Source organism: Paenibacillus sp. YAE3 (assembly GCF_057546105.1).
The window spans coordinates 82,593-107,238 of record NZ_BAAIYF010000018.1; the positions used below are offsets into that span (position 1 = coordinate 82,593).

At 55.5% G+C, this 24,646-nt stretch carries 30 protein-coding genes; 26 read left to right on the plus strand and 4 right to left on the minus strand.

What is annotated here, in order from left to right:
• Positions 1-18 precede the first annotated feature (18 nt).
• The 6 genes from AC27KL_RS25670 to AC27KL_RS25695 all read left to right on the plus strand — a co-directional run bounded on the left by AC27KL_RS25670 (position 19) and on the right by AC27KL_RS25695 (position 5,378).
• A complete protein-coding gene (locus AC27KL_RS25670) occupies positions 19-888 on the plus strand; it encodes a CheR family methyltransferase (RefSeq protein ID WP_052147145.1) in 870 nt (289 codons plus the stop codon).
• Positions 889-906: 18 nt separating this feature from the next.
• Positions 907-2,550 carry a response regulator gene (locus tag AC27KL_RS25675; RefSeq protein WP_487171573.1) on the plus strand — a complete coding sequence of 548 codons (1,644 nt, stop codon included), beginning with the start codon at positions 907-909 and terminating at the stop codon, positions 2,548-2,550.
• Between the two features lie 118 nt (positions 2,551-2,668).
• Positions 2,669-3,007: an STAS domain-containing protein gene (locus AC27KL_RS25680; RefSeq protein ID WP_339322376.1), complete on the plus strand. Its 339-nt coding sequence runs from the start codon at positions 2,669-2,671 to the stop codon at positions 3,005-3,007.
• A 19-nt stretch (positions 3,008-3,026) separates the two neighbouring features.
• Complete coding sequence (rsbW, locus tag AC27KL_RS25685; protein ID WP_036712833.1) at positions 3,027-3,476, plus strand: anti-sigma B factor RsbW; 450 nt, start codon at positions 3,027-3,029, stop codon at positions 3,474-3,476.
• Complete coding sequence (locus AC27KL_RS25690; RefSeq protein ID WP_212951859.1) at positions 3,473-4,243, plus strand: sigma-70 family RNA polymerase sigma factor; 771 nt, start codon at positions 3,473-3,475, stop codon at positions 4,241-4,243. Before rsbW ends, AC27KL_RS25690 begins: the two co-directional genes overlap by 4 nt.
• A gap of 154 nt (positions 4,244-4,397) precedes the next feature.
• Positions 4,398-5,378 (plus strand): magnesium transporter CorA family protein, encoded by a 981-nt coding sequence (locus AC27KL_RS25695; protein ID WP_487171574.1) that lies wholly within the window; start codon positions 4,398-4,400, stop codon positions 5,376-5,378.
• A 107-nt stretch (positions 5,379-5,485) separates the two neighbouring features.
• On the opposite strand, the gene AC27KL_RS25700 is transcribed toward AC27KL_RS25695, so the two are convergent.
• Positions 5,486-5,815: a DUF5665 domain-containing protein gene (locus AC27KL_RS25700; protein WP_487171591.1), complete on the minus strand. Its 330-nt coding sequence runs from the start codon at positions 5,813-5,815 to the stop codon at positions 5,486-5,488.
• 110 nt (positions 5,816-5,925) lie between these two features.
• Positions 5,926-6,327 (minus strand): YtxH domain-containing protein, encoded by a 402-nt coding sequence (locus AC27KL_RS25705; RefSeq protein ID WP_212951856.1) that lies wholly within the window; start codon positions 6,325-6,327, stop codon positions 5,926-5,928.
• Positions 6,328-6,541: 214 nt separating this feature from the next.
• Here AC27KL_RS25705 and AC27KL_RS25710 point away from each other — a divergent pair, with 214 nt between their 5' ends.
• Both AC27KL_RS25710 and AC27KL_RS25715 read left to right on the plus strand, forming a co-directional pair.
• Positions 6,542-7,546, plus strand: coding sequence for an asparaginase (locus AC27KL_RS25710; RefSeq protein ID WP_339322372.1), 1,005 nt, complete (start codon positions 6,542-6,544; stop codon positions 7,544-7,546).
• A gap of 218 nt (positions 7,547-7,764) precedes the next feature.
• Positions 7,765-8,487 carry a pirin family protein gene (locus AC27KL_RS25715; RefSeq protein ID WP_487171575.1) on the plus strand — a complete coding sequence of 241 codons (723 nt, stop codon included), beginning with the start codon at positions 7,765-7,767 and terminating at the stop codon, positions 8,485-8,487.
• Between the two features lie 95 nt (positions 8,488-8,582).
• On the opposite strand, the gene AC27KL_RS25720 is transcribed toward AC27KL_RS25715, so the two are convergent.
• Positions 8,583-8,807: a DUF1128 domain-containing protein gene (locus tag AC27KL_RS25720; protein WP_036712844.1), complete on the minus strand. Its 225-nt coding sequence runs from the start codon at positions 8,805-8,807 to the stop codon at positions 8,583-8,585.
• Between the two features lie 239 nt (positions 8,808-9,046).
• Here AC27KL_RS25720 and yyaC point away from each other — a divergent pair, with 239 nt between their 5' ends.
• The 6 genes from yyaC (at position 9,047) to AC27KL_RS25750 (ending at position 14,843) form a co-directional block, all read left to right on the plus strand.
• Positions 9,047-9,628 (plus strand): spore protease YyaC, encoded by a 582-nt coding sequence (yyaC, locus tag AC27KL_RS25725; RefSeq protein ID WP_487171576.1) that lies wholly within the window; start codon positions 9,047-9,049, stop codon positions 9,626-9,628.
• Positions 9,629-9,721: 93 nt separating this feature from the next.
• Complete coding sequence (locus AC27KL_RS25730) at positions 9,722-10,507, plus strand: alpha/beta fold hydrolase (protein WP_212951849.1); 786 nt, start codon at positions 9,722-9,724, stop codon at positions 10,505-10,507.
• Positions 10,508-10,834: 327 nt separating this feature from the next.
• Complete coding sequence (locus tag AC27KL_RS25735) at positions 10,835-11,512, plus strand: DUF6483 family protein (RefSeq protein WP_339322367.1); 678 nt, start codon at positions 10,835-10,837, stop codon at positions 11,510-11,512.
• An 11-nt stretch (positions 11,513-11,523) separates the two neighbouring features.
• Positions 11,524-12,702, plus strand: a complete 1,179-nt coding sequence (locus AC27KL_RS25740; RefSeq protein WP_487171577.1) for a class I SAM-dependent methyltransferase — start codon at positions 11,524-11,526, stop codon at positions 12,700-12,702.
• A 48-nt stretch (positions 12,703-12,750) separates the two neighbouring features.
• Positions 12,751-13,704, plus strand: a complete 954-nt coding sequence (locus AC27KL_RS25745; RefSeq protein ID WP_487171578.1) for a hypothetical protein — start codon at positions 12,751-12,753, stop codon at positions 13,702-13,704.
• Positions 13,647-14,843 (plus strand): O-antigen ligase family protein, encoded by a 1,197-nt coding sequence (locus tag AC27KL_RS25750; protein WP_487171592.1) that lies wholly within the window; start codon positions 13,647-13,649, stop codon positions 14,841-14,843. The genes AC27KL_RS25745 and AC27KL_RS25750 overlap by 58 nt, the downstream gene beginning before the upstream one ends.
• An 81-nt stretch (positions 14,844-14,924) precedes the next feature.
• On the opposite strand, the gene AC27KL_RS25755 is transcribed toward AC27KL_RS25750, so the two are convergent.
• On the minus strand, positions 14,925-15,236 hold the full coding sequence (locus AC27KL_RS25755) for a dehydrogenase (protein WP_487171579.1): 312 nt from the start codon (positions 15,234-15,236) through the stop codon (positions 14,925-14,927).
• Positions 15,237-15,390: 154 nt separating this feature from the next.
• Here AC27KL_RS25755 and uptA point away from each other — a divergent pair, with 154 nt between their 5' ends.
• The 12 genes from uptA to AC27KL_RS25815 all read left to right on the plus strand — a co-directional run bounded on the left by uptA (position 15,391) and on the right by AC27KL_RS25815 (position 24,576).
• The gene (gene uptA, locus AC27KL_RS25760) at positions 15,391-16,005 is read left to right on the plus strand and encodes an undecaprenyl phosphate transporter UptA (RefSeq protein ID WP_339322364.1); all 615 of its coding nucleotides are present in this window, start codon (positions 15,391-15,393) and stop codon (positions 16,003-16,005) included.
• The gene (locus tag AC27KL_RS25765; RefSeq protein ID WP_339322363.1) at positions 16,006-16,572 is read left to right on the plus strand and encodes a thioredoxin family protein; all 567 of its coding nucleotides are present in this window, start codon (positions 16,006-16,008) and stop codon (positions 16,570-16,572) included. It abuts the gene before it with no gap.
• Between the two features lie 8 nt (positions 16,573-16,580).
• On the plus strand, positions 16,581-17,207 hold the full coding sequence (locus tag AC27KL_RS25770) for an MBL fold metallo-hydrolase (RefSeq protein ID WP_487171580.1): 627 nt from the start codon (positions 16,581-16,583) through the stop codon (positions 17,205-17,207).
• 437 nt (positions 17,208-17,644) lie between these two features.
• A complete protein-coding gene (locus AC27KL_RS25775; RefSeq protein ID WP_036712867.1) occupies positions 17,645-18,025 on the plus strand; it encodes a hypothetical protein in 381 nt (126 codons plus the stop codon).
• 278 nt (positions 18,026-18,303) lie between these two features.
• On the plus strand, positions 18,304-18,900 hold the full coding sequence (locus tag AC27KL_RS25780; RefSeq protein WP_487171581.1) for a TetR/AcrR family transcriptional regulator: 597 nt from the start codon (positions 18,304-18,306) through the stop codon (positions 18,898-18,900).
• A 7-nt stretch (positions 18,901-18,907) separates the two neighbouring features.
• On the plus strand, positions 18,908-19,336 hold the full coding sequence (locus tag AC27KL_RS25785) for a DMT family transporter (protein ID WP_339322361.1): 429 nt from the start codon (positions 18,908-18,910) through the stop codon (positions 19,334-19,336).
• A gap of 34 nt (positions 19,337-19,370) precedes the next feature.
• Positions 19,371-19,769, plus strand: a complete 399-nt coding sequence (locus tag AC27KL_RS25790) for a DUF5360 family protein (protein ID WP_487171593.1) — start codon at positions 19,371-19,373, stop codon at positions 19,767-19,769.
• 195 nt (positions 19,770-19,964) lie between these two features.
• Entirely contained in the window at positions 19,965-20,252 is a 288-nt protein-coding gene (gene gatC, locus AC27KL_RS25795) for an Asp-tRNA(Asn)/Glu-tRNA(Gln) amidotransferase subunit GatC (protein ID WP_487171582.1), read from the plus strand.
• Between the two features lie 32 nt (positions 20,253-20,284).
• Positions 20,285-21,742 carry an Asp-tRNA(Asn)/Glu-tRNA(Gln) amidotransferase subunit GatA gene (gene gatA / locus AC27KL_RS25800; protein ID WP_487171583.1) on the plus strand — a complete coding sequence of 486 codons (1,458 nt, stop codon included), beginning with the start codon at positions 20,285-20,287 and terminating at the stop codon, positions 21,740-21,742.
• A 30-nt stretch (positions 21,743-21,772) separates the two neighbouring features.
• Positions 21,773-23,212, plus strand: coding sequence for an Asp-tRNA(Asn)/Glu-tRNA(Gln) amidotransferase subunit GatB (gene gatB, locus AC27KL_RS25805; protein WP_487171584.1), 1,440 nt, complete (start codon positions 21,773-21,775; stop codon positions 23,210-23,212).
• Between the two features lie 121 nt (positions 23,213-23,333).
• Positions 23,334-23,804 carry a GNAT family N-acetyltransferase gene (locus AC27KL_RS25810; protein ID WP_487171585.1) on the plus strand — a complete coding sequence of 157 codons (471 nt, stop codon included), beginning with the start codon at positions 23,334-23,336 and terminating at the stop codon, positions 23,802-23,804.
• Positions 23,805-23,862: 58 nt separating this feature from the next.
• Positions 23,863-24,576, plus strand: a complete 714-nt coding sequence (locus tag AC27KL_RS25815) for an MgtC/SapB family protein (protein WP_339322357.1) — start codon at positions 23,863-23,865, stop codon at positions 24,574-24,576.
• Positions 24,577-24,646 lie beyond the last annotated feature (70 nt).

Below are 24,646 nucleotides of genomic sequence, written 5' to 3' on the forward strand. Positions count from 1 at the left end.
AAATCAGGAGGAACTTGAATGGATATTTGCATTTCGGAAGATTTTGAAGAACGTTTGACGGCAGGCGGCAACAGGGAGCGCGAGGATATCGAACTTGAGCTTCTGCTTGAAGGGGTTCACCGGCTTTACGGTTATGACTTCCGCAACTACGCGCTGCCATCCCTGCGACGGCGAATATGGCATTTTATCCATTCGGAAGGCCTGAAAAGCATTTCCGCGCTTCAGGAACGGGTGCTTCATGAGCGTACGTGTTTTGAGCGGATGGTCCAGACGTTGTCGATCCCGGTGACGGAGATGTTCAGGGACCCGGAGGTGTTTAGGCTTTTCCGCGAGAAAATCGTGCCGCTGCTCCGCACCTATCCGTATATCCGTATCTGGCACGCGGGCTGCTCGACGGGCGAGGAAGTTTACTCCATGGCGATTTTGCTGCATGAGGAAGGGCTGTACGACAAATCGAGGATTTATGCGACGGACATGAACGACCGCTCGCTGGCGATTGCCAAGCAGGGGATATTCGGGATCGAAAAAATGAAACAGTACACGAAAAACTACATCGAGGCCGGGGGAACCCGCTCGTTTTCGGAATATTACACGGCGAAATACAACTCGGTCATTTTTAAGCCGTTTTTGCAAAAAAACATCATTTTCGCCGAACATAACCTGGCCACGGACCGTTCCTTCAACGAATTTAACGTCATTTTTTGCCGGAATGTCATGATTTATTTTAACGATACGCTCCGGGACCGGGTACATGGGCTGTTTTACGAAAGTCTGAGCCGCTCCGGCATTTTGGTCCTCGGCTCGAAGGAGTCGATCCAATTTACGGAATACAGCCAGTATTACGAACCGATGGACCGCGTGGAGAAAATATACCGGAAGATGAAATAGGTTATTGGGGAGGATTCTATGGGGGTTCAAGAACCGATTCATATATTGCTCGTGGACGACCATCCCGAAAATTTGCTGGCCCTGGAGGCCGTGCTGGAGAGCGAACGGTACAACCTCGTCAAGGCGACGTCCGGAGAAGAGGCGCTGCGCTGCCTGCTGAAGGACGAGTTTGCCGTCATCGTGCTCGATGTGCAAATGCCGGGGCTGGACGGGATCGAAACGGCGAAGCTGATCAAAAAAAGGGATAAGACGAAAGACATTCCCATCATCTTCATTTCGGCGAACAGCAAGGAAGCGGAGCATTTATTCGCGGGGTATTCCGCCGGAGCCATCGATTATATGGTCAAACCTTTCATTCCGCAGATCCTGAAATCGAAAATCGAAGGTTTCGTCGAAATGTATTTAACGGGAAAAAAACATAAAACCCAGTCGATGCTGCTGCAGCAGAAAACCCAGGAGCTGGAGAAAATCAACCAGGAACTGGTGAAGGCCAAAGAAGCCGCGGAAATCGCGGCCAAGGCGAAAACCGAATTTTTGGCGATGATGAGCCATGAAATCCGCACTCCGATGAACGGGGTGATCGGCATGGTCGATCTGCTGATGGAAACCGAACTGAACGAAGAGCAGCAGGAATATGCCGAGATTATCCGCAGCAGCGCGGATGCCCTCGTGACGGTCATCAACGACATCCTGGATTTCACGAAGATGGAGTCCGGCAAAATGGAGCTTGAAGAGCATCCCTTTGACCTGGGCGTCTGCATTCAAGAGGTTTTCAGCCTGTTTTCCGTCGAAGCGGGCAAAAAGGGGCTCGAGCTCGTCTATTTTCTTGACGACCGGATTCCCCCGGCGATTTACGGCGACATGGCCCGGTTGCGCCAGGTGCTCATCAATTTGATCGCCAATGCGGTGAAATTCACTCACGAGGGCGGCGTGTATTTAATCGTGTCTTTGAAGGAGCGGACGGCCGGGAGCCTCGATATCGAATTTGCCGTCAGGGATACGGGCATCGGCATCTCGGAGGACAAAATCGACCGGTTGTTTAAGCCGTTTTCCCAGCTCGATTCCTCCATGACGCGCAAATACGGCGGCACCGGCCTTGGGCTGGCCATCTGCAAATCGCTCGTCGAGATGATGGGCGGCGACATCCGGGTCGAGCCGTCCGAGGTTCAGGGAACGACCTTTATTTTCAACATCGTCGTCAAGGAGCCGGAGTATGACGAATGCTTGGACGGATGCTGCGACGAACTTCGGCTGCAGGTGAAACGGGACGGCAGCGCGCCGCCGGACATTCTGGTCGTGGACGATCATCCGGTCAACCGGAAGCTGATGGTCAGCATGCTCGGCAAATTCGGGCTGAAAGCCGAAGTAGCCGAGGACGGGCGGCAGGCCGTGGAGAAGTCGCTGGCAAGCCCCGGTTACCATTACATTTTCATGGATCTGCAAATGCCGGTGATGGACGGGCTCGAGGCGGCCAAACGAATCCGCCTGCGGCAGAAACCTGCAAACCGGACGCCGGTGATCGTCGCGATGACGGCCAACGTGATGGAGGGCATCCGCGAGCGCTGCCTGGAAGCGGGAATGGACGACTACATCAGCAAACCTGTGCAGATGAGCAGGCTGAAGGAAATATTAAATCGTTACCCGCTTTCGCTGCCTTCATGAACCGGAAGTGATTCAAGCAGGCGGGTTCGGGTTATTTGTAAATATCGGGTCGTATGGACCTGGGATGCACATGCGATGGATATGACGAAATGAAATCAATTTTCGGGAGAGAATGTCTATGAATGCAAATAAAAACGATAAATTCAAAGCAACGACAGAAAAAAACGGAAATTCTTGCACCGTATATTTGGCCGGAGAGCTGGATTTGTCGGTAGCCCCTGATTTCAGGCTCGTCATGGAGCCGTTGGTATCGGACGCGGGGATCGATCTGATCGTCAACCTGAAGGATTTGAAGTATATCGACAGCACCGGGATCGGAATTCTGCTCTCCATTTTGAAAGCCAGACACGGCATGGAAGCCCGCTTCCAGGTAGAGCAGGTTCCTCCGCAAATCCAGAAGCTGTTCGACATGACGGGCATCGCCAAGTTTTTCGCCCCTAATGAGAATTCCCAATAGGAAAGGATCGAAGAAAAGAATGAATGCTGAAGTTCAAAGAGTCGTGATCAGTCTGCCGGCCAGAGCGGAATACGTCGATATCGTCAGACTGAATTTATACGGGATCGCCTCGAAGATGGGTTTCACTTACGAGGATATCGAGGACATGAAGGTAGCGGTGTCGGAGGCGTGCAACAACTCGGTGCTTTATGCCTACGGCAAGCAGGACGGCATCGTGGAAGTGGCGTTTGAGGTTTTTGAGGACATGTTGTCCATTACGGTACGGGACGAAGGGGAAAGCTTTGAACGGACTTCTACGAGCGGCAGTGCGACGCTTCACGACAAGGAGCTGCTGGACGTAGAAATCGGCGGGCTTGGTTTCTACCTGATGGAAGCGCTCATGGACGAGGTCAGCATCGAAAATGCGGCCGGGCGCGGAACCAAGGTCGTGATGACCAAACGTCTGACGAGAAGCGAGGAAAAGGTATGAACGATAAAGTGACTCCCCCTGAGTCCATGAGCGAGGCCGTCGGTTTGATTTGGCAGTACCAGCAGACCAAAGACAACGAAATCGCTACCGTTCTAATCCAAAAATACGAGCCTATGGTAAAAATCGCAGCAGGCAAAATTGCCCGAAACCGCCCCGATTTGTATGAAGATTTGTACCAAGTCGGCCAAATGTCGCTCATTCGCCTGCTGCAGCAATACGACATCGAACTTGGAGTTCCGTTTGAGCCGTACGCGATGAAAAGCATGATCGGCCACATGAAAAATTTCCTTCGCGACAAATCTTGGTACATACAGGTGCCGCGGCGGATCAAGGAGAAGGGCGCGCTGGTCCAGCAGGCCATCGATGAGCTGACGGTAAAACTCGAACGTTCGCCAAGCGTGGATGAAATCGCGGAGTTCCTGGATCTGTCGGTGGAAGAAACCGTCGAAGTCCTAGCCGGACGGGAATGCTATCATTATGTGTCCTTGGATTCCCCTTTGTCCCAGGAAGAAACGGGGGCGACGCTCGGGGAACTGATCAGCTCCGAAGCGGACGACTACGATACGGTCGAAAAGCGGATGGATTTGCAGCAAGCGTTGAGCCAGCTGAAGGAACAAGAGCAGCGGGTACTGCTGATGGCTTTCCAGGACGGAGAATCCCAGCGCTCGATCGCCCAGAAGCTGGGCGTTTCGCAGATGAGCGTTTCGCGCATCCAGAAGCGGGCCACCGAAAAACTGAAAGAAATCATGTCGAATTCTTCGTTATGACGGACAAGCTTTTTTGCGGTTGCGCTCATGGCGGGAAGGTTATAGATAGGACACGCAATGGATTTCTCCATCGAGAACTTGCGTGTCCTTTTGCATATCCGAAAGGCGGATGACGCCTTGCTATTCGCAGTTTAACGAAAGGGGCGCTTAGCCTATGAAGAACAACGGTTCCAATGCGGCACAGCACCGCTTGCTCCATTTTGCCGGCGGATGGCGATGGTACGATGTGGCCATGGAAGACTCGTCCCATGAATGGCTTCAGAGGCTTCGGGAGGAATCCCCGGCGATCGACGAGTGGCTGCGCGTCATTCCGAAGGTCAGCGAAAATTATATTTCGGTCCGGTTTCCCGATGGCGCGGAAGCCGTCATTTTCGGTACGCTGCCATACTCCATCAAAAGCGAGGTCACGGGCGCCGGCCCGGTGGACAGGCTTCATTTTTTCGTGAACGATCAGATGCTGGTCACGATCAATCTGGATCCGAACACCAGGGAGATGATGGCGGCCAAAGAAAGAACGTCGATGCTGCAGCAGTGCCCGAACGCCGTCGACGGCATGTTCGTGTTGGCGAGGACGCTGCTTCATTATTTCCATCAAGGGCTCGACCGCTTCGAGATGAATTTGCGCGCCATCGAACGCGCGATGGAGATGGACAATCAGCGCCATCTGATGGATAAAATTTTGAACTCCCGGTTCGAGCTGTTGTTCTGGAGCAATTTGTTCACCCCCTTTGACGAGTTGATCGCGGCTGCCAGGGAGGGGTATCTGGATAGGCTGGAGTCAAGCAAACCCTTCCTGCGGCTGCTCCATCGGATGGAACGGATGGGTAGGGCCTTCCGGCATTACGAGGACGAAATCGATACCCTCATTGCCATCGACGACGCCGTGTCCGCGTTTCGCGGCAACGAGATCATGAAGACCCTCACGATCGTCACCTCGATCTTCACGCCGGCGACCGTGGTCGGGGCGATATGGGGCATGAACTTCGATAACCTGCCGGCGATCAAAACCCCCTGGGGGTTTGTGTCCGTCATGTTCGGCACGCTTCTGTTTACGCTGGGCATGTACTGGTGGATGCACAGCAAAGGCTGGACCGGGGATTTGCTGAGGGTCAAAGGGCGAAAATCCAAAATATGACGGCATCCGACACGGAACTTCGGACACCGGCCGCGTCACGAAAAAGCGGCCCCGGAAGGAATTCCGGGCGCCGCTTTCCGGTTAAAAAACGCTGAACCTGCGCCGGTTCAACGTTTATATTGGTTGATATAGTGCAGCAGGTTGGCGATATATTCGCCGATGACGGGCATTTTGACGAACAGGCTGAGAATGTACCCGAGAACCCCCAAAATGACGAACGTGCCGATGGAGAGCCCGAGCCCGCGGGCGATGCCCGAAGTGAAATTGGTGATGATTCTTTTTTTCGGATTCGTATAATTTTCAAGAATGTCCTTGATTTCGGCCTTTTCGAGCGAATCGGCGATTTGGTCCAGCCGCCGGTTGAGCCTTTTGACCTCATGCCTCAGCTCGAAAGGATGTTCATCGACGCGATACGGGCTTGTTTTGTTCATGTTCATCCCTGCTTTCTTCCGGCGCGCGGGCGCCTTCAATGTCGCTTGGGTCGCGGAAAAAGCCAGCCGCTTCGGCTGGCTTGCGGACGAATCGTTCATTCGGCAGCAGGAGGCTGTTATTCCATTTTGCCCGCGGCTGTTTGGGAGGCATCCTCCGCCGCCGCTTTGACTTTATCGGAAGCGTTTTTGGCGTCCTCCGCCAGATCGGCCGAAGCCTGTTTCACGCTTTCCATGATGCTGTTTTTGCCTTCGTTCACCGATTTGGCCAGCTCCGTCGTTTTGGAAGAGACCGATTTGGCGACATCGGACGCTTTTTCGCCCAAGGTGGACGCGAGTTCCTTCGATTTATCCGTCATGGTGCTGATCGTTCCGGACAAATCGCCCCGCAGCTCGCGGCCCGATTTAGGGGCGAACAGCAATGCCGCGGCCGCGCCGAGCAACCCGCCGACCAGCGCCCCTTTGAGGAAGGTAGAGGTGCCGCCGCTTTGTACTTGGCAATCCGTTTCCGTCTTATTCATCGAAATCACTCCTTGTTTTATGATGATGGCTTGAGATCGGCCATGATAGGGTTTGTCCTTGCTTATTTCGTATTTAAACGGTCTTATGGGGCCTGAAACAAAAATCATGAAATGCGCAGCGAAAGAAAATAATGAACTATATTGCGGCAGTCTTCAAACTCTTCGGAATAAGTTGTATGATGGATAAGCGATTAGCTAAAGGAGAGATGGTTTGATGGAACCGGTATTGATCAAGGAATATCGCGCGGGCATCATGGAATGCTCGCATCATGGACATATATGCGTCGTCGACGATCGCGGGAAAACCTCGGCTTACGCGGGAGATCCGGATTTCGTAACCTTCACGCGTTCGGCCGCGAAGCCCCTTCAGGCGATCGTTGCGATCCGCGGAGGCATTGCAGCCCATTACGGGCTGGACGACAAGGAGATCGCCATCATGACCGCATCGCACATGGCGCAGCCTGAGCATGTGGACGTGCTCGAAAGCATCATGAAGAAAACGGGACTGACGGAGTCGGAGCTCGTTTGCGCGGCAAGTTATCCCTGGAACGAAGAAAGCAAGGAAGAGGTGCTGCGCCGGCAGGGCGGCAAACGCCGCTTGTACCATAATTGTTCCGGCAAACATCTCGGCGTGCTTGCCTACTGCAAAATGAAAGGATACCCGCTGGAAGGGTATGCGGACCCGGGGCATCCCGTACAGCAGGAAATCATCGGGACCGTGGCGATGATGTGCGGCATTCCCGCGGATCGCATCGAACTCGGTACGGACGGCTGCGGTTTTCCCGTTTTTGCTCTGCCGCTTTCGGCGATGGCCGCGGCCTACGTGAAGCTTGCTTGCCCGGACCTCATTGCGGATGAAGCCGTCAGGGAAGCGGTGAAAACCATTGTCCGGGCGATGAACCAACATCCGGAGATGGTGGGCGGCCGCGGCCGCGTCGATTCCCTCGTCTTGCAGGACGGAAATATCGTCGCCAAGGGCGGCTTCAAGGGCGTGTACTGCTTCGGCCTGAAGAAGGAACGCCTCGGCATCGCCTTTAAGGTATTGGACGGGTCGGAAGAAGAATGGGGCTGGATCGTCGAGTCCATCCTGGAACAAATCGGCTACGGCAACCACTCGCTCATCCGGGAATTGCGCGAGTCTTTTACGCATGACATCTATAATGACGAAGGCAAAAAGGTCGGGCATGCCGATGCCGTATTCCGGCTGCAATCGGTATAACGCCTAAGGAAGCCTGCGCAAGGTGCCACCCGGCACTGGATTCGTTTTTTTCGCGCCTGGCATCCCAAAGAGAATAGGAATCCGCATGAAATCCCTTCCGGATTGCAGGAGGGATTTTTTTGTTTTTGAATGTGATTGAGCGGTGAAGGTTAGGGGTAAGAATTACGTAATCAAGACCAACCTTTTTTGAGAAAGACATTCATGGAGGTGGATGTAAAATGATTAAAGTAGTGACTTCGGCGGAGCGTCATACTTCGGAGAAAGGGTGGATCCACAGCGAATTCAGCTTTTCTTTTGCCGACTACGATGATCCGAGCAATTCGCATTTCGGCTGCCTGCTGGCGCATAACGATAATTGTTTAAGTCCGTTGCAAGGCTTTAAGAAACATCCTCATCATGATTTGGAAATCGTCAGTTACGTCATCTCCGGCACGCTTGAACATAACGACAGCCTAGGCAACGCTCAGCGCCTTCCGGCCGGCACGGTCCAGGTGATGAGCGCAGGCACCGGAATCGAACATGCGGAGATGAATCCGTCCGAAGACGAACCTGTCAGGTTTATGCAAATGTGGTTTTTGCCGTCGGAACCGGGGCACAGGCCGTCATGGATGTCCCTCCCGCTCACCAGGGAGGAACGTTTGAACAAGCTGGCGCCCGCGGTAACCGGAAGGACGGAAGGGCAAGAGGGGATCCGGATACATTCGGATATTTCCCTTTACATTCCGATCTTGGAAACGGGCCAAGAAATCGTGTTCGATCAGCAGGAGGAAAGACGGACTTATTTGTTCCTCATTTCCGGCCACCTGGAAATCGGCTGCAATGACGGCACTTTCCAGCTTGAACCCGGGGATGCCGCCCGGATCCGCAACAACTGCGACCTTCACATCAAAGGGACGAGCAGCGACGGGGACGCGGAATTCGTGCTCGTGGATCTTCCCTGAAATGAGCCGGCTCGTAGAAAAGCCCCCTGCGGCCTTCCTTCGTACACGTTGGAACGATAAGGATCGACAGGGGGCTTTCGTATTCCGGGGAAAACTTATTTGCTGCGTAAGCGGCCAAGCTCCGACACCAAGGCTTCCACTTCGGAAATGCTGAGGTTCGATTTGGTCATGACAAGCTCGTAGACATCGCGGATGTCTTCGTATTGATCCACCGAAAAGGCGGTGGAGCTCATGGCGGCGCCGCTGGCCATTCGAAGCTTGGTTTTGATCTGTTCGATCATGTACTCGATATTTTCAGCCGTTTTTTGCGATAAATCCATGGGGGAGGTTCATCCTTTCCAGTTTCTTTTCTTCAGTTGCAGCCGTTTATCATTTCCCTTGCCTCTTCGAAGTGCGAGAACGGGCTGCGAAGCTAAGTCCCTGCCTTCGGGGAATCGCGGGTTGTACCCATTGTAGCATGTCTTGCCGCCCGACACAGGAAAATGATTTTTCTTGCCGGCTATTTTGCAGTAAAATCAAAAGGAATATGTTGATCAACCTGCAAGGGAGGCACTAGGCCTTGTCGAATCAAGACTTCCGCTCCGGCCGGGATAAGGGCGGGAACAGCCAAAAAACGGATGCCAACGGGCTTCGCGCTTTTTTGGCGGACATCCGCAGCCGCCATGAGCCCTCCGCCGTGACCTTTTTGTGCATCGGCACGGACCGGTCCACCGGCGATGCGCTCGGCCCGCTGACGGGAAGCGCGCTTTCCGCCTGCGGTTTCCCCCATGTCATCGGAACGTTGGCGTCCCCGTGCGATGCCTCCAGCCTGGTAGCCCGCTTGGCGGAAATCCCGGAAAGCCATGTCGTGGTCGCGATCGATGCATGCTTGGGACAGCCGCAGTCCGTCGGAAGCTTCGTGGTTGCGGACGAGCCGCTGTTACCCGCAAGATCGGTGGGACTCTCGCTTCCGCCCGTCGGAAATTACAGCGTCGCCGCGGTCGTGAATGCGATCGGTCCCAAGCCTTATGCCACGCTGCAGATGACCTCGCTGCATCATGTGATGGCGATGGCCGGCCAGATTGCCTCCGCCGCGGCGGAAGCGTTCGGACTGGCGGCCGATGCGGGCGCCAACCGGGCCTATGGTTGGCCATTCATTTAAATCTATGGGAGTCCGGTCCGGAATATGGCTGCATGATGGGATTGGAACCGAAAAAGCGGATGCAAAAAATCCTCACGAAAGAAGGGTTTCACGATGGATAAAGTAGTTTGCGACGGATATACGCTTTGTTATGCCGATCAGGGAGAGGGAGAGGCTGTCGTGCTGCTCCACGGCTTCTGCGGCAGCTCCGCATACTGGGAGCCGCTCGTGCCGCTCTTATCCGGCAGCCTTCGCTGCATCGTGCCCGATTTGCGCGGACACGGCTCGTCGGATGCCCCGCTGGGAGCGTATTCGATCGAGCAAATGGCGGACGACGTCCTGAAGCTTCTCGACGAGCTGAACGTGGAGAAGGCGACGATGCTGGGGCATTCCATGGGCGGATACGTTACGCTTTCCTTCGCCCAGCGGTACGCCTCGCGGTTAAACGGCTTCGGCCTCATCCATTCCACGGGATACGCGGATGACGAAGCGGGCAAGGAAAAGCGGCTGAAAGCCGTAAGCACCATCCAGACGGAAGGAATGACCGCGTTTATCGACGGCCTGATTCCGGGATTGTTTGCGCCAGGCACGGCGAAGTCCCGGCCCGAGCTGATCCAAAAAGCGAAGGAAATCGGCTATCTCACGCCGCCGCAAGGCGCCGCAGGCGCGGCATTGGCCATGCGCGAGCGGCCGGACCGCCGCGACGTCATTTCCGCTTCGGCGCTGCCGGTCCTGCTGGTGGCGGGAGAACATGACGGCATTGCCCCTCCGGAAAAAGTGTTCTCCTCGGACCGCCCGAACATCACGAAAGCAACGATCAAGGGCGCAGGCCATATGAGCATGATGGAAACGCCGGAGGAGCTGGCCGGCATCGTCCGGAGCTTCTTGAAGGAAAGCTGAGTGCCCGAGGCCCTCGTTCATGCGCTGAAAATTTCATCCCATTACAGCTTCATGCCATAAATCAAAGCCGGAGCCCTAAGAACAAAGGGCTCCGGCTTTTTGCGCCATGAAGGCAGCGGCTTGAATCCGGTTTATCCGGGCGTTTTTCGGGCGGGCCGCTGGCTTTGGCATGCCGAATAGCATACAATCATTAAAAAGAAAGATCCTCGTGGCAAAAAACGCGGTCTTCCCGGGCATCAAGGTTCAACTTGCACCAGAAGGCAAGAAAAGGGAGGCTTCGTGATCTTGCCTATCGCTTAATCATTTTGGAAAGGGTTGAGGAGCGTCATGTTCAGGAAAGACTATTTGCTGCAAATGGTAGAGGATATGGTTGAAATGGTCGGCAAAGTATTCGGGCTCAAACAACAGAAAAAATACACCGAGGCTCTATGGGAAATCGACGACCTGCTGAGCAAAAATTTCCGCCTGAACTCGAAGCTTTTGAATTCCCTGTCCGTTGAGGATATCATAGAGATGTTTCGACTGGGGGGCGGGATCGAAGCCGACAAGCTGCAAACGATCGCCAGGCTGCTTCAGGAAGAAGGCGGGGTATACTTGGATATGGAGCAAAAGGACGAGGGGCTGATCCGCCTTATGAAATCGCTGCATCTGTATCTCTATGCCGACCTGCACGGAGCAGACCATACGATGCTGAAGCTGCCAGAGCGCGTGGCCGAGCTGAAGGAAGGGATCAAAGGCTACAGGATTCCGGCCAAAACGGATCGGCTGCTGCTCCGCTATGAAGAGGAGCGGGGGCGGTACGACGAGGCGGAGAACACCCTTTACAGGCTGCTCGATCAGCAGGAAATCACCGAAGAGGAAGGCCTTGCCTTCTATCAAAGACTGTTAACGAAAAGCGACGAAGAACTTGAAGCGGGCGGGCTTCCGCGGGAGGAAGTGCAGGAAGGCTCGGAAGAACTGCAGCGCAAAGCAAACAAGCCGCGTTTGGAAAATACGAGAAAGTGAGATGTACCCTCTTGGAATCTTTACGCAAACTCATCCATGACATCACGGAAGAAACGACATTGATCACGGCAACGCTGAGCCAGCTGCGCAAGCGGGAAGGCGCAACCTTTACCAAGGTGCAGATCAAGCCGGTGGAGCTGAAGAAAAAAATACATTATCAATTCGCTTACGTGCATCCGAACAAGGTCGTTCACCAGAACGTCCCCGCGGAAGAAGCGGAGGAGGCGATCATGCGCCTGTTCGAGCAGACGTTCCGGCAAGGAATGATCTGCACGCCGGATGCGGACTACCAGATCTTGATCAGCAAAAAATACAAAGTATCGATCCTTACCAAATCCCCGACCAAAACCTCCGCCGATTTGGCGCATAACCGCAAGAAAAAATACGTGCTGGAGGAAGGGCATCCGATTTCGTTCCTGGTCGAACTGGGTATAATGAATGAACAAGGGAAGGTTTTGGCCCGAAAATACGATAAGTTCAAACAGATCAACCGTTTCCTGGAGATGGTGGAGGACGTGCTCCCGGCGCTGCCCGAGGGACGCCCGCTGACGATCGTCGACTTTGGCTGCGGCAAGTCCTACTTGACCTTTGCGCTCTACCATTACCTGTCCATCCAGGAACGGCGGCCGCTGAACGTCGTCGGGCTGGATCTCAAAGCCGACGTCATCGAACATTGCAACCGACTGGCGGACAGGCTGAATTACAGCAATCTGCGGTTTTTGGTCGGGGACATCGCCGACTACGACGAGCTGGAACAGGTCGACATGGTGGTGACACTGCATGCCTGCGATACCGCAACCGATGCGGCATTGGAGAAGGCGGTCCGCTGGAACGCTTCGGTGATCCTTTCGGTTCCGTGCTGCCAGCACGAGCTGTTCAATCAGATCGAAAGCCCGGTCATGGAGCCGCTGCTTTCGCACGGCATCCTGAAGGAACGTTTTTCCGCGCTGGCAACGGACGGGATCCGGGCCAAGCTGCTTGATATTCTCGGCTACAAAACGCAGCTGCTCGAATTCATCGATTTGGAGCATACGCCGAAAAACATTTTGATCCGGGCGGTAAAAAGCCAAGGCGGCAACCGGGAGCAGCTTTGGCGCGAGTACACGGCTTTCCGCGATTTCCTTCACGCCGAACCTTATTTGGAAAAAGCGTGCGCGGATTTGCTGCCGGGAAAACCCGACGGGAAGTAAGGTTTTGAACGTTTCGGGCAGGAAGAAAAGGCGATGGGGGGCGGGAGCGTGAGACGCTCTGTGCTGGGAATCATGGGGGCCGCGCTGATCGCGGTGCTGCTCATGTCTTGTCTGAAATCCGGCTTTTATTTTACGTCCGATCTGTATCCGGCCTGGATGCTGTACGGCCTGCTGCCGTTTTTTGGCAGCGTTGCGGCTTTATTGCGCCGTTTGGCGGTATCCGAAAACGAAAAGCGGATCGCGCCCGCAGCCGTTTCCGCTGCGGAAAGGCTGCTGATCCTGAGTCCGTTTATATTGATGACCGTATATGCCCTTCACTGGCTGCTGGGGCCCTTGTCCGTTCACGGAACGGCAAACCAGCTGCTGCGATGGGGGTTTTACGGTCTTTTTGCCGTTTCGGCGGTTCGGATCGCCCGCTCCGAGGGAGGGGAAAGGGTGCTCGCGTCGGCCTGGCACGCGGCTGGGGCGCTGCTGTGCGGTTCGGCGCTGCTGGCGGTTTACGGCATCCTTCCGCTGCCGCATGCGGTCGTGTTCACCTCGAACGCCGGGATCAGCGCCAGCGGGGCCAGGCTTGCCGGCCTGGTCGAATACCCGAACACGTTCGGCCTGTTGATGGCCGCTTTCCTGCTGGAGCGGCTCTTTGCGATCGCCGCCCTGCTCCGGCGGGAACCCGGAGCAGGGGAGATCCGGCTGCTGCGGGCTGCGCTCCCGCTGCTGCCGTACGCCGCCGCGCTGCTCCTCAGCGAGTCGCGCGGCGCGTGGCTCACGGCCGGCGTTGCCGCAGCCGCCGGCCTCGCCCTGCAGCGGCGGCGCAGCTTCGCGCCGCTGCTGCTTGCGGCCGCGCCCTTCGCCGGCGCGGCCCTGCTGTACCGCCAGCTGGCAGCCTGCTTGCCGGCCTGGGGCTTTGCCGCCTCGCGCGCAGAGGGGCGGCTTCCCGGCGCCGCCTGGCCTGGGCGGCAGGCGGCCTTGTCGCGGCCGCGGGGATGGCCGCGGTGTTTCTGACGGCGCAGGAGCGCATCGTCCGAAACTTCGGGACGGCTACGGCACGCGGCGCGATCTACCGCGATGCGTGGGGGCTGTTCATGCAAGCCCCCTGGTTCGGGCAGGGCGGGGAGACGTGGCGGCTGTCGTACCGCGCCGTCCAGTCCAATCCGTACGTCGGCAGCCAGGTGCACAGCGGTTACCTCGACATGCTGCTGAACACCGGCGTTCTCGGCACGTCCGTCTTATTATTGCTGCTCGGCGCCATAGGCCTGCTGCTTATCCGCCGCCGCCGCGAGCTGCTGCCGGTTTACGGCGTGTTTGTCCTGCACGGGGCCGTCGACCTCGATTTCAGCTTCGGCCTCGTTTGGCTGCTGATATTTCTGCTTGCGGCATGGGGGCTTTCCTGTAAAGCGGAGGAAATCCAAGCTGGCGCTAAGCTCGGGGAGGATCAGGGTCATGCGGTTTTGGTCAGGCCTGTAGCGGCGGCAGGCCGTTTGGTGCGCCGGGCCGATCCGATCGCATCCGGTTATAGGCACCGGGCATACGGATCGGCGGTGCTCCTGCTGCTTTGGCTTGGCGTCACCGGCGCCGGCATATGGCTTGCTTTCCGCGGAGAAATGGCCCACCGGCTGCATCGGCAGGCGCTGGCGGCAGCGGCTCCGGCCAAGTCCGCCGCGCTATTGCGCTCCTCGCTGCAGTGGAATCCGGCCGATGCCGGGACGGCGATCGAGCTGGCGCGCAGGCTGCCGCCCCGGGAAGCCGAGGCGGTGCTCAAGCGGAGCCTGTCCTATTCCCCGGGGCATCCCGGCCTGCTGTTTGCGCTGGCGGACAACGCCGTCCAGCGGGGAGATGCCTACGCCGCCGCCTCGTGGGCTGAGGCGGGGTTCCGCCGCGACAAATACAATGCGGCGGAGCAGACGAAAAGTCTTGAGGGGCTGTTCAAGCTGGCGCAGCGCAAATGGATGTCCGGCAGCGTGGCGGAAGCCCGGCGGGTCCTGGACGCCGGGCTCGAGCTTTACGGCGATTACGCGCGCCGCGCCGCGGACCCGGACCAGGTTCGGGTCCGGAACGACCGGGAGTTCCGCCTCACCCGCGAAGCCGAGCAGTGGGGCCGCGAGCTGGCGAGCCTGGGGCATTCCCTTCCTGCGCCGGAATGAACCCGTCCGCGGGAAGAGGCCCTCGGGCTACCGAACTTACGCCCCCAGTGCCCTTTTCTAGGACGACGTACACCATTTCCTTCAGCCGCCAAAAGCTTCGCGGAAAGCTTTTCCGAGATGCTCTTCGTTTACCTTCCATAGGGCGGCAAGCTCGGCGCGGACCGCTTCGTCCCACCAATCGCACAGCAGCTTCCGGTTGCTGCGGTTTTCGTGAATCCAGATCAGGTTGCCGATGACCTTGCGGTAATAAAGCGTTTCGCCTTCGCGGAGGGCGTCATCCGGGACGTACACCTTCAGCCGCTTGACCGTGCGGTACAGCTCCTTGCTGCAGGCTCTGCGGATGCCGCGGGCCGAAGGCAGCGGAGCGTCTTTTTTCTGGGAAATCGGCGGCATTTGACCTACCTCCTTTATTCCCCACCATATGCCGCGGACGGCTGGGAAGACACCTTCCTGCCGCAAATGGGCTCATGTAGAAGTCATGTCCGCTCCTATGCTAGAATAGATTTGGGATAGGGACTTAAAAGTACATATAGAAAGAGGGGCCAGGGTGCATTTTATATCGGATATCGTCAGTCAATTGTTTCATTGGATTCAAAGTCTGGGTTATTTCGGCATCATGCTGGGCTTAATGATTGAAGTCATTCCAAGCGAGATCGTGCTTGCTTACGGCGGCTTTTTGGTATCCTCGGGCCACATCAGCTTTATCGGAGCCGTGCTGTTCGGCATCGTCGGCGGCGTCATCGCGCAGCTGTTCGTGTACTGGATCGGACGTTACGGCGGCAGGCCCGTGCTCGAGAAATACGGGAAATATATTTTTATTCATAAAAAGCATATCGATGCTGCGGAGCAGTGGTTCAACAAATACGGAACGGGCGTCATTTTTACGGCGCGCTTCATTCCGGTGGTCCGTCATGCCATCTCCATCCCGGCGGGGATTTCCAAGATGAACGTATGGCGTTTCATTTTGCTGACGACGCTTGCGATCATTCCGTGGTCGGTGCTGTTCGTTTACCTCGGGTATATCCTCGGGGATCAGTGGGAGCACGTGGACGAGAAGGCGGGCCCGTACGTGACGCCGATCTTGCTCGTTGCGCTGGCGCTGCTGATCGTGTATTTTGTTATCAAAATGGTCAAATCCAAATCCAGAAAGGGGACGAAATAAATGGCAGTCCATTTGGCGGACAAGCTGAATACGGGGCTCTCCCCGCAGCAGTTTATCGACGGCATGCAGAAAAACCAGGAGGAATTTAAACGGGGGTACGACGCGTTTGCCTGGGACAACGACGGCGACCGCGAGTTTTTTGAAAACCTGAAATCGCGCGACGACCTTCGCGTCCTTATTTTGGCGGCGGACTGGTGCGGAGACGTGGTGCGCAACGTGCCTGTCGTGTTCCGTGCCCTTGAAACGGCCGGCATTCCGACCGAAGTGCTTATTCTCGAAGAAAACTTCGACGTGATGGACCAGTTTCTTACGATGGGCGGACGGAGCGTTCCGGTCGTCATCTTTACGAATGCGGAAGGGCATGTCCTTGGCAAATGGGGACCGCGCCCCGCGCACGTGCAGCAAATCATGGTTCGGTTCAAGCAGCAGAACCCGGACCGGGAAGCGCCGGATTACCAGGAAAAAATGGCCGAGTGCCGGAAAGAGCTCATTGCAGCTTACGGGGAAGGAACCGATCATCATGCGTCCGTCATCAAAGAACTGCGTGAACTGATTTCGGGGTTCTAAAGACGGATATGCTGAACATTCAAACCTTTTGCCTCGGCCCGCTGCAAACCAATGCCTATTTGCTGACCGGCGAAGATCCCGGGCGCGCGGTCATCATTGATCCGGGGATGAATCCCGGCGCCCTCATCAAAAAAATCGAGCCGCTTACGATCGAAGCGATTTTGCTGACCCACGCGCATTTCGACCACATGGGAGGCGTGGATGAAATCCGGAAATTAAAAAACTGTCCGGTATACCTGCATGATCTGGAGGCGGATTGGCTTGAAAATCCGAAGCTGAACGGATCGCTGAACTGGCCGCAGGTGTCGCCGCCGCTTTCGACCGGCCCTGCCGAGTATGGCTTGGACGAAGGGCAGAAGCTGGAGTTGATCGGCCACACTTTCACGGTGTACCATACGCCTGGGCATTCGCCGGGAAGCGTCAGCTTTTTGTGCGGGGACGACCTGTTTTCGGGGGACGTGCTTTTCAAGCTTGGCGTCGGAAGAACGGATCTGTACGGGGGACGCGAACGCGATCTGCTCGACTCCATCCAAAACAAGCTTTTTTCTTTTAAGGATGAAGTGAAGGTTTATCCGGGCCACGGTCCCAAAACGACGATCGGATATGAACGCGCCCACAATCCTTACGTGTCCTGAATGGATCCGAAAGGCGTTTTCTCGACAGAAATCGGGAAAAAATGGCTGGACAAACGGTAACGCCCCTGATACAATGATGTTAATTTAATGTTACCTTTACATTCGCGAAGCACGCAAGCTGTGGAATATATCCCGGTTTGCGTTCTTTTTTTGCATTCTATATAATCTATTCTATCGGAGGTTCATATTTTCATGCGCTTGTTCAAGAGGGGGACTTCCGGTAACCCGGGCTTAAGAAGCATGAAGCATGGCCGCGTTGTCTTTTTTGGGGTTGCGAAGCGTCCCGCCATGGTTATTTTCGGACGGATTCGCATTCACGGACCTGCTTTTTTCAAAATTAAGCCTTTTGCCTCGTTTTCCGACAGGCTTACGTGTAGACAGACCTACTTTTTTTTAGTAGACTATACAAACAATGATAGACATCTAGGAGGTAGACGATGCTGCAACTTGGGGAAAAGATTGTGATCGTCGCGGACGCCTTTGAGCAGAACCTTCCTATTGGGGAATACGGTTATCTGATCGCTTATGACCGGAATCCGGACAATGCGTTTGATTACGTCATCCGGGTACCTAAGATTAACCGGAACTTTTTCGTGCCATCGGGTGATGTGCAGCCGGAAGAGCTGCTCATTCAGCATGAAGTGGAGATGACCACGCGGGAAGCGCTGATCGATTACGCCCTTGCGACATATAACGAGAAGCTGTTCCATCAAATCATGAACGGCGAACTCGAACAGGAAGAAGAAGAGGAATCGGCGCCAGAGGTGCTTTCGCAGGCGGAATTCATCAAGCAAGTGAATTTGCGGGCCTGGATTTAGAAGAGTCGGCTACATGCCGGCTCTTTTTTGTGTATATGGGGAGCGTAGAAGCCGCCGCCAAGCTTTTTTGAAGCATTGATCCTGGCGGTCCGGCGGGCACCCGACTAAATGTCCGGATAGCGGTTACGAATAACATATCGATCATGGAAATAACGTTTCGCTATTGAAATAACGTTGCCGATCTTTGTTTTTTATTGCTAAACGCGGTATACTTTTTTTGGTACTAAAAATAATAAAATAGTTTTATCGTTACCGAAAATGAATGCGGGAGGATGTTCATGAAAGAGAAATTGCAGCAGGCCGCGCTTACGCTGCTGAATCGCAAAGGCTTCAAATTTACGATGGGGGATCTCGCATCCGAGCTTGGCATCAGCAAACGAACCATTTATGAGCATTTCGCATCCAAGGAAGAACTGATCGGCGCGATTGTGGACGAAGCGATCCACGAAGTGCTGCAAACCCAGCGCGACATCTACGGGCGTCCGGATTGGAGCGCCGCGCGGAAATTAAAAGCCATATTGTCGATCATGCCCAGCGGACTGCGGCTTGCGGATGCGCGGGTGCTTGAAGAGATGCGCCGCCACGCCCCGCAGGAATGGGTCAAGGTCGATCGCTTGTTGGGAGAGGAATGGGGCACCGTGGAAACGCTGCTTCAGGAAGGCATCGCGTCGGGGGAACTGCGTCCCGTGGACATTCCGTCGGTCGTTCAGTGCATGCGCGGCGCGTCGTTTGCCGTTTTTGACCCGGATTTCCTCGTAAACGCGAAGGTGTCCCTCGTCGGCGCCGTTGATGCGATGGTCGATATGCTGTTATTCGGCATTGTTTCGCAAGGGGACGGAAAAAGCGATATAGCTCAATCTTCGGAAGGGATGTGATCAAGGCATGTCATGGGTTTATTTGATTTTTGCGATTGCGCTGGAGGTCGGGGGAACCGTCTCGATGAAGATGTCCAACGGTTTTACCAAAATCGTGCCGTCCATACTGATGATCGTGCTGTACATATTAGCCTTTTCCAGCTTGAACCTGGCCCTAAAGCAGGTACCTGTCAGCGTCGCCTATGCCATATGGTCCGGAGTCGGCACCGCAGCGATTGCCGTTATCGGGTACATGTATTTCCAAGAATCGATGACGCTGGTCAAAGCCGTTTCGATTGCCTTAATCATCCTGGGCGTCATCGGGTTGAATTTGGGAGATCGAGCCCATGGGGCCCGCTCGTCGGGAGAGCCTGCGGACATTTCGGAGAAAAAAATCCAAACGGAGCTTGCCGCGGGCATTTCCGGGCTGGCGGACGAACGGGGAAAGGGGATCTGATCCATTGAACGTTTTCCATCAAAAAGAGCCCTCCATGCGCGTTTTGAAATGGTTTTTTCTGTTGACGGATATTTCGTTCATTCTATATTTCGGCGCGACGGCACTGGGCCTCATCCCTCCCGAATGGGCATATTCCGATTACAGGAACCCGATTTTGATCGCTTGGAACTGGTCGTTTTTCCCGCTCGACATGCTGGTATCGGCAACCGGATTGACGGCGCTGTATTTGTACCCCAAGCCGTCGCCGGCCTGGAAATCGGCGGCCTTGATTTCGCTCGTATTGACGTTTTGCTCCGGGATGATGGCCATTTCCTATTGGGCGATCCGCTGCGAATTCGATCCCGCATGGTGGATTCCGAATCTGTTCCTTATGATATACCCCATGTTTTTTATCCCTAAGTATTGGAAAAGCACGTTTGCTGTACGGGTTTGAAGAGCTTGGCAGAGAGCCTGCAAAGGCTGAGCGGACCGGAGCGGAGGCCTGCCGGGGAATCCGGCGGGAGCGCCCGGTTTTTCCGGAAGGGCCAAGCTCCGCATTGAATTGTCGCAGGTTCTACAATATAATTAGAAACGTTATCCCGAGGCTTTAATCCTTTAATATAAGAAGGAATAAGGAGGAATCCGATTTATGAGCATCACCAATCAGGACGTTCAGCACGTGGCCAAGCTTGCCCGCCTCAATTTGAGCGCGGACGAAGAGCAAAAGTTCACGGAACAGCTGAACGCTATTTTACAATATGCCGAAAAATTGAACGAGCTGGATACGGACGGCGTCGAACCGACGACCCACGTACTGCCTGTCAGCAACGTGATGCGCGAGGACGTGAGACGCGAAAGCCTGCCGATCGAAAAGGTCATGCTGAACGCGCCGGAAGAGGAAGACGGACAGTTCAAAGTTCCGGCCGTGCTTGAATAGAACGTTTCATTACGAAAGGAGGAAGAGGCAACTTGAGCCTGTTAAATCAAAATTTGAAGGATATACATAGCAAGCTTCACAACAAGGAGCTTTCTGTGCTGGAACTGGTGGAAGAGACGTTTCGTGCCATTTCCGAACGCGATGAACGGATCGGAGCGTATTTGACCCTAAATGAAGAGGGCGCGAAAAATACGGCCCGCCGCCTCGACGACAAATTGGCGTCCGGAGAGGAACGCGGACTTCTGTTCGGCCTGCCGGCCGGCATCAAGGACAACATCGTGACGGAAGGCATCCGCACCACCTGCGCAAGCCAATTCCTGTCGAACTTCAATCCGGTGTACGACGCGACGGTCGTGCGCAAGCTGAAGGACGCCGATGCGGTTACGATCGGGAAATTGAACATGGACGAGTTCGCGATGGGCGGCTCCAACGAAAACTCGAGTTTCCATCCGGTGCGCAACCCGTGGGACCTCGAGCGCGTTCCGGGCGGTTCCAGCGGCGGCTCCGCGGCATCGGTCGCGGCGGGCGAGGCGTATTTTACGCTTGGTTCGGATACGGGCGGCTCGATCCGCCAGCCGGCGTCCTATTGCGGCGTCGTCGGCCTGAAGCCGACATACGGGCTCGTGTCCCGTTTCGGCCTGGTCGCTTTTGCTTCTTCGCTCGATCAGATCGGCCCGGTCACGAAAAACGTCGAAGATGCGGCCTACGTCCTGCAGGCGATTGCCGGCTACGACAACATGGATTCGACTTCGGCCAACGTCGACATTCCGGATTACTTGAGCGCCCTGACGGGGGACGTGAAAGGTTTGCGCGTTGCCGTTCCGAAGGAATATATGGGCGAAGGCATCGACACCGGCGTGAAGGAACGCGTCGAAGCCGCCTTGAAAGTGCTTGAAGGCATGGGCGCGGTCATCGAGGAGGTTTCCCTTCCGCATACCGAATATGCGGTCGCCGCTTATTATTTGCTTGCATCTTCCGAAGCTTCTTCCAACCTGGCCCGCTTCGACGGCGTTCGTTACGGCGTCCGTGCCGGACAATCCGGCAACCTGCTGGATTTGTACCTCGAATCCCGCAGCCAAGGTTTCGGTCCCGAAGTCAAACGCCGGATCATGCTGGGCACCTACGCGCTGAGCTCCGGTTATTACGATGCGTTTTACCTGAAGGCGCAAAAGGCGCGCACGCTGATCAAACGCGATTTCGATCAGGTGTTCGAACAATATGACGTCATCATCGGGCCGACGGCTCCGACGCCGGCGTTTAAGCTCGGCGCTCAGGTGGGCGATCCGCTGACGATGTATTTGAACGATATTTTGACCATTCCGGTGAGCCTTGCCGGCGTGCCGGCGATCAGCGTTCCTTGCGGTTTCTCCGAAGGGCTGCCGGTCGGCCTGCAAATCATCGGCAAACCGTTTGACGAAAGCACGGTGCTGCGCGTGGCGGGAGCCTTCGAGCAAAACACCGAACATCATAAACAGCGGCCTAACCTGTAGAAATCGGCTCAAAAGGAGGGAATCTAAACCATGTCATCTTCGAAATACGAAACCGTCATCGGCCTTGAGGTCCACGTGGAGCTGAAGACCGAATCCAAAATCTTTTGCGGCTGTTCGACCGAATTCGGCGCACCGCCCAACACGCACACATGCCCGATCTGCCTGGGCCATCCCGGCGTGCTGCCGGTGCTCAACAAACAGGCCGTGGAATACGCGATGAAAGCGGCGATGGCGCTCAACTGCGAAATTGCCGATGTCAGCAAATTCGACCGGAAAAACTATTTTTACCCGGATTCGCCGAAGGCCTACCAAATTTCCCAATACGATCAGCCGATCGGGCAAAACGGCTGGATCGACATCGAAGTGAACGGACAAACGAAGCGGATCGGCATCACCCGCCTTCATTTGGAGGAAGACGCGGGCAAGCTGACGCATATCGACGGAGGGTATGCATCGCTGGTGGACTTTAACCGCGTCGGCACGCCGCTCGTGGAAATCGTGTCGGAACCGGAAATTTCTTCGCCGGAAGAAGCCCGCGCTTATTTGGAAAAACTGCGCGCCATCATGCAGTACTGCGAAGTGTCCGACGTCAAAATGGAAGAGGGCTCGATGCGCTGCGACGCCAACATCAGTATCCGCCCCCATGGGCAGAAGGAATTCGGCACCCGTGCCGAGCTGAAAAACATGAACTCCTTCCGCGGCGTGCAAAGAGGGCTGGAGTACGAGGAATACCGCCAGGCCGAAATTTTGGACGAAGGCGGAACCGTCGTGCAGGAAACCCGCCGCTGGGACGAAGCGCAGGGCAAAACCTTCACGATGCGCGGCAAGGAAGAAGCGCATGATTACCGTTATTTCCCGGACCCTGATCTGGTGAAGGTATACATCGACGAGGAATGGAAAAAGCGCATCCGCGCGTCGATTCCGGAGCTGCCGGACGCCCGCAAAGCGCGTTACACCTCCGAATACGGTCTGCCTAGCTACGATGCCGAGGTCATCACCTCCTCGAAGCCGATCGCGGATCTGTTCGAAGACAGCTTGAAATATACGAAAGATGCCAAATCGGTTTCCAACTGGATTATGGGCGAATTGCTCGGCTATCTCAACAGCAACAACCTGGAATTCTCCGAGGTGAAAATCACGGGCCAAGGGTTGGGCGAGATGATCGGCTTAATCGAAAAAGGGACGATCAGCACGAAAATCGCCAAAACTGTCTTCAAGGAAATGCTCGAAAGCGGCAAGCTTCCGCAGCAAATCGTCGAGGAAAAAGGGCTCGTGCAGATCAGCGACGAAGGCGCGATCAAGTCCATCGTCGAGCAGGTCGTGGCCGCGAACCCGCAATCCGTCGAGGATTACAAGGCGGGCAAGCAAAAAGCGATCGGCTTCCTCGTCGGCCAAGTCATGAAGGAGAGCCGCGGCAAAGCCAATCCGGCGATCGTCAACAAGTTGCTGGAAGAAGTGCTTAATCAGTAAGAGGAACGGGTCTTGGGGCTTGTCCGCCGGACAGGCCCTTTTTTATTAGGCGGATGTTTTTGCCTGATAAGTTGGTCTTTTTTTGACTTGCGGCGTATAGCCTGAAAAAAGGGGGATTCCCGTGATAACGAAGCTTTCCTTGCAGGATGCCGACATGCTGGACCAAATTTGGAGGCTGCAGCATATTGCCTACCGGCTGGAGGCCGAAAAAATCGGCTTCTACGACATTCCTCCGCTGCTCGACACGCATGAAACGCTGCGTACCTGCGGCGAAACGTTTTACGGTTGCTTGGACGAGGACGGGGAGCTGCTCGGGGCGGTGGCGACGAAACAGGAAACCCCGGGGTCGCTGACCTTGATGCGGATGATGGTTCATCCCGCTCATTTCCGCAAAGGCATCGCGGGCAGACTGATCCGGCATGTTTTCGACCTTCATCCGGACGTTCCGCTGTTTATCGTCTCCACCGGCGCCAAAAATGAACCCGCGGTGGCGTTATACCTCAAATACGGCTTTATTCCTTTCGAGACGTTCGAGGTAGCCCCGGGCGTGGAACTGACGACCTTTCACAAGCGGGCAGACGTATCGGTTTAATTCAAGGCCTTATGGCCGCGGATTTGCATTATTAGAGTAGATAGGGAGAGATAGACTCTTGGCGGATCCATGGTATATAGATAACGTGCATATATTGCTGCGGTTGCTTCTGTCTATGCTGTTAGGCGGGCTTGTCGGCTTGGAGAGGGAACGCTCCAACCATGCGGCAGGCCTCCGGACCCACATCCTCGTATGTATGGGTTCGACGCTGATCATAATGCTGTCCATTTATGGTTTTTCCGAATTCGTGCATGAGGTCAACATCCGGATCGACCCCGCGAGATTGGCTTCGGCCGTCATTACGGGGATCGGGTTTTTGGGCGCCGGGACCATTTTGTTTACCGGCAAATCGATTACGGGCCTAACCACAGCCGCGTCGGTATGGGTGATCGCCGCCGTCGGGCTCGCCGTGGGCGCAGGTTTTTATTTTGCCTCCATTGCGGCTACGCTACTCATTTTGCTGACGTTGGTGGTTTTCAACAAATTGGAGCAGCGTTACATCCGCAGCAGCAAACTTCATTTGATCTCGGTGTGCGCGATTTCGGCGCCGGGGCTGCTCGAAGCGATATCCGGCCTGCTGGAGGAAGAGGAAATCACCGTCAAAAAAGCGGTCGTCAACGAGCGGAGCACCGTGCCGTACGGCGAGCTTCAGCCGCCTTCGACCACGGTGGAAATCGCTTTGAACGTGCTCAGCAAAAGGGTATTCGATCCTTTGGAGCTCGCTTCCCGCATTCGCAGGCTTGAAGGGGTATCCATGGTTTCCATCGATTGAACTGCACCGAAAAACTCCCTTAACCAGGGAGTTTTTTTGGTTTTTCAGGGACTTCATCCAATTATTTACC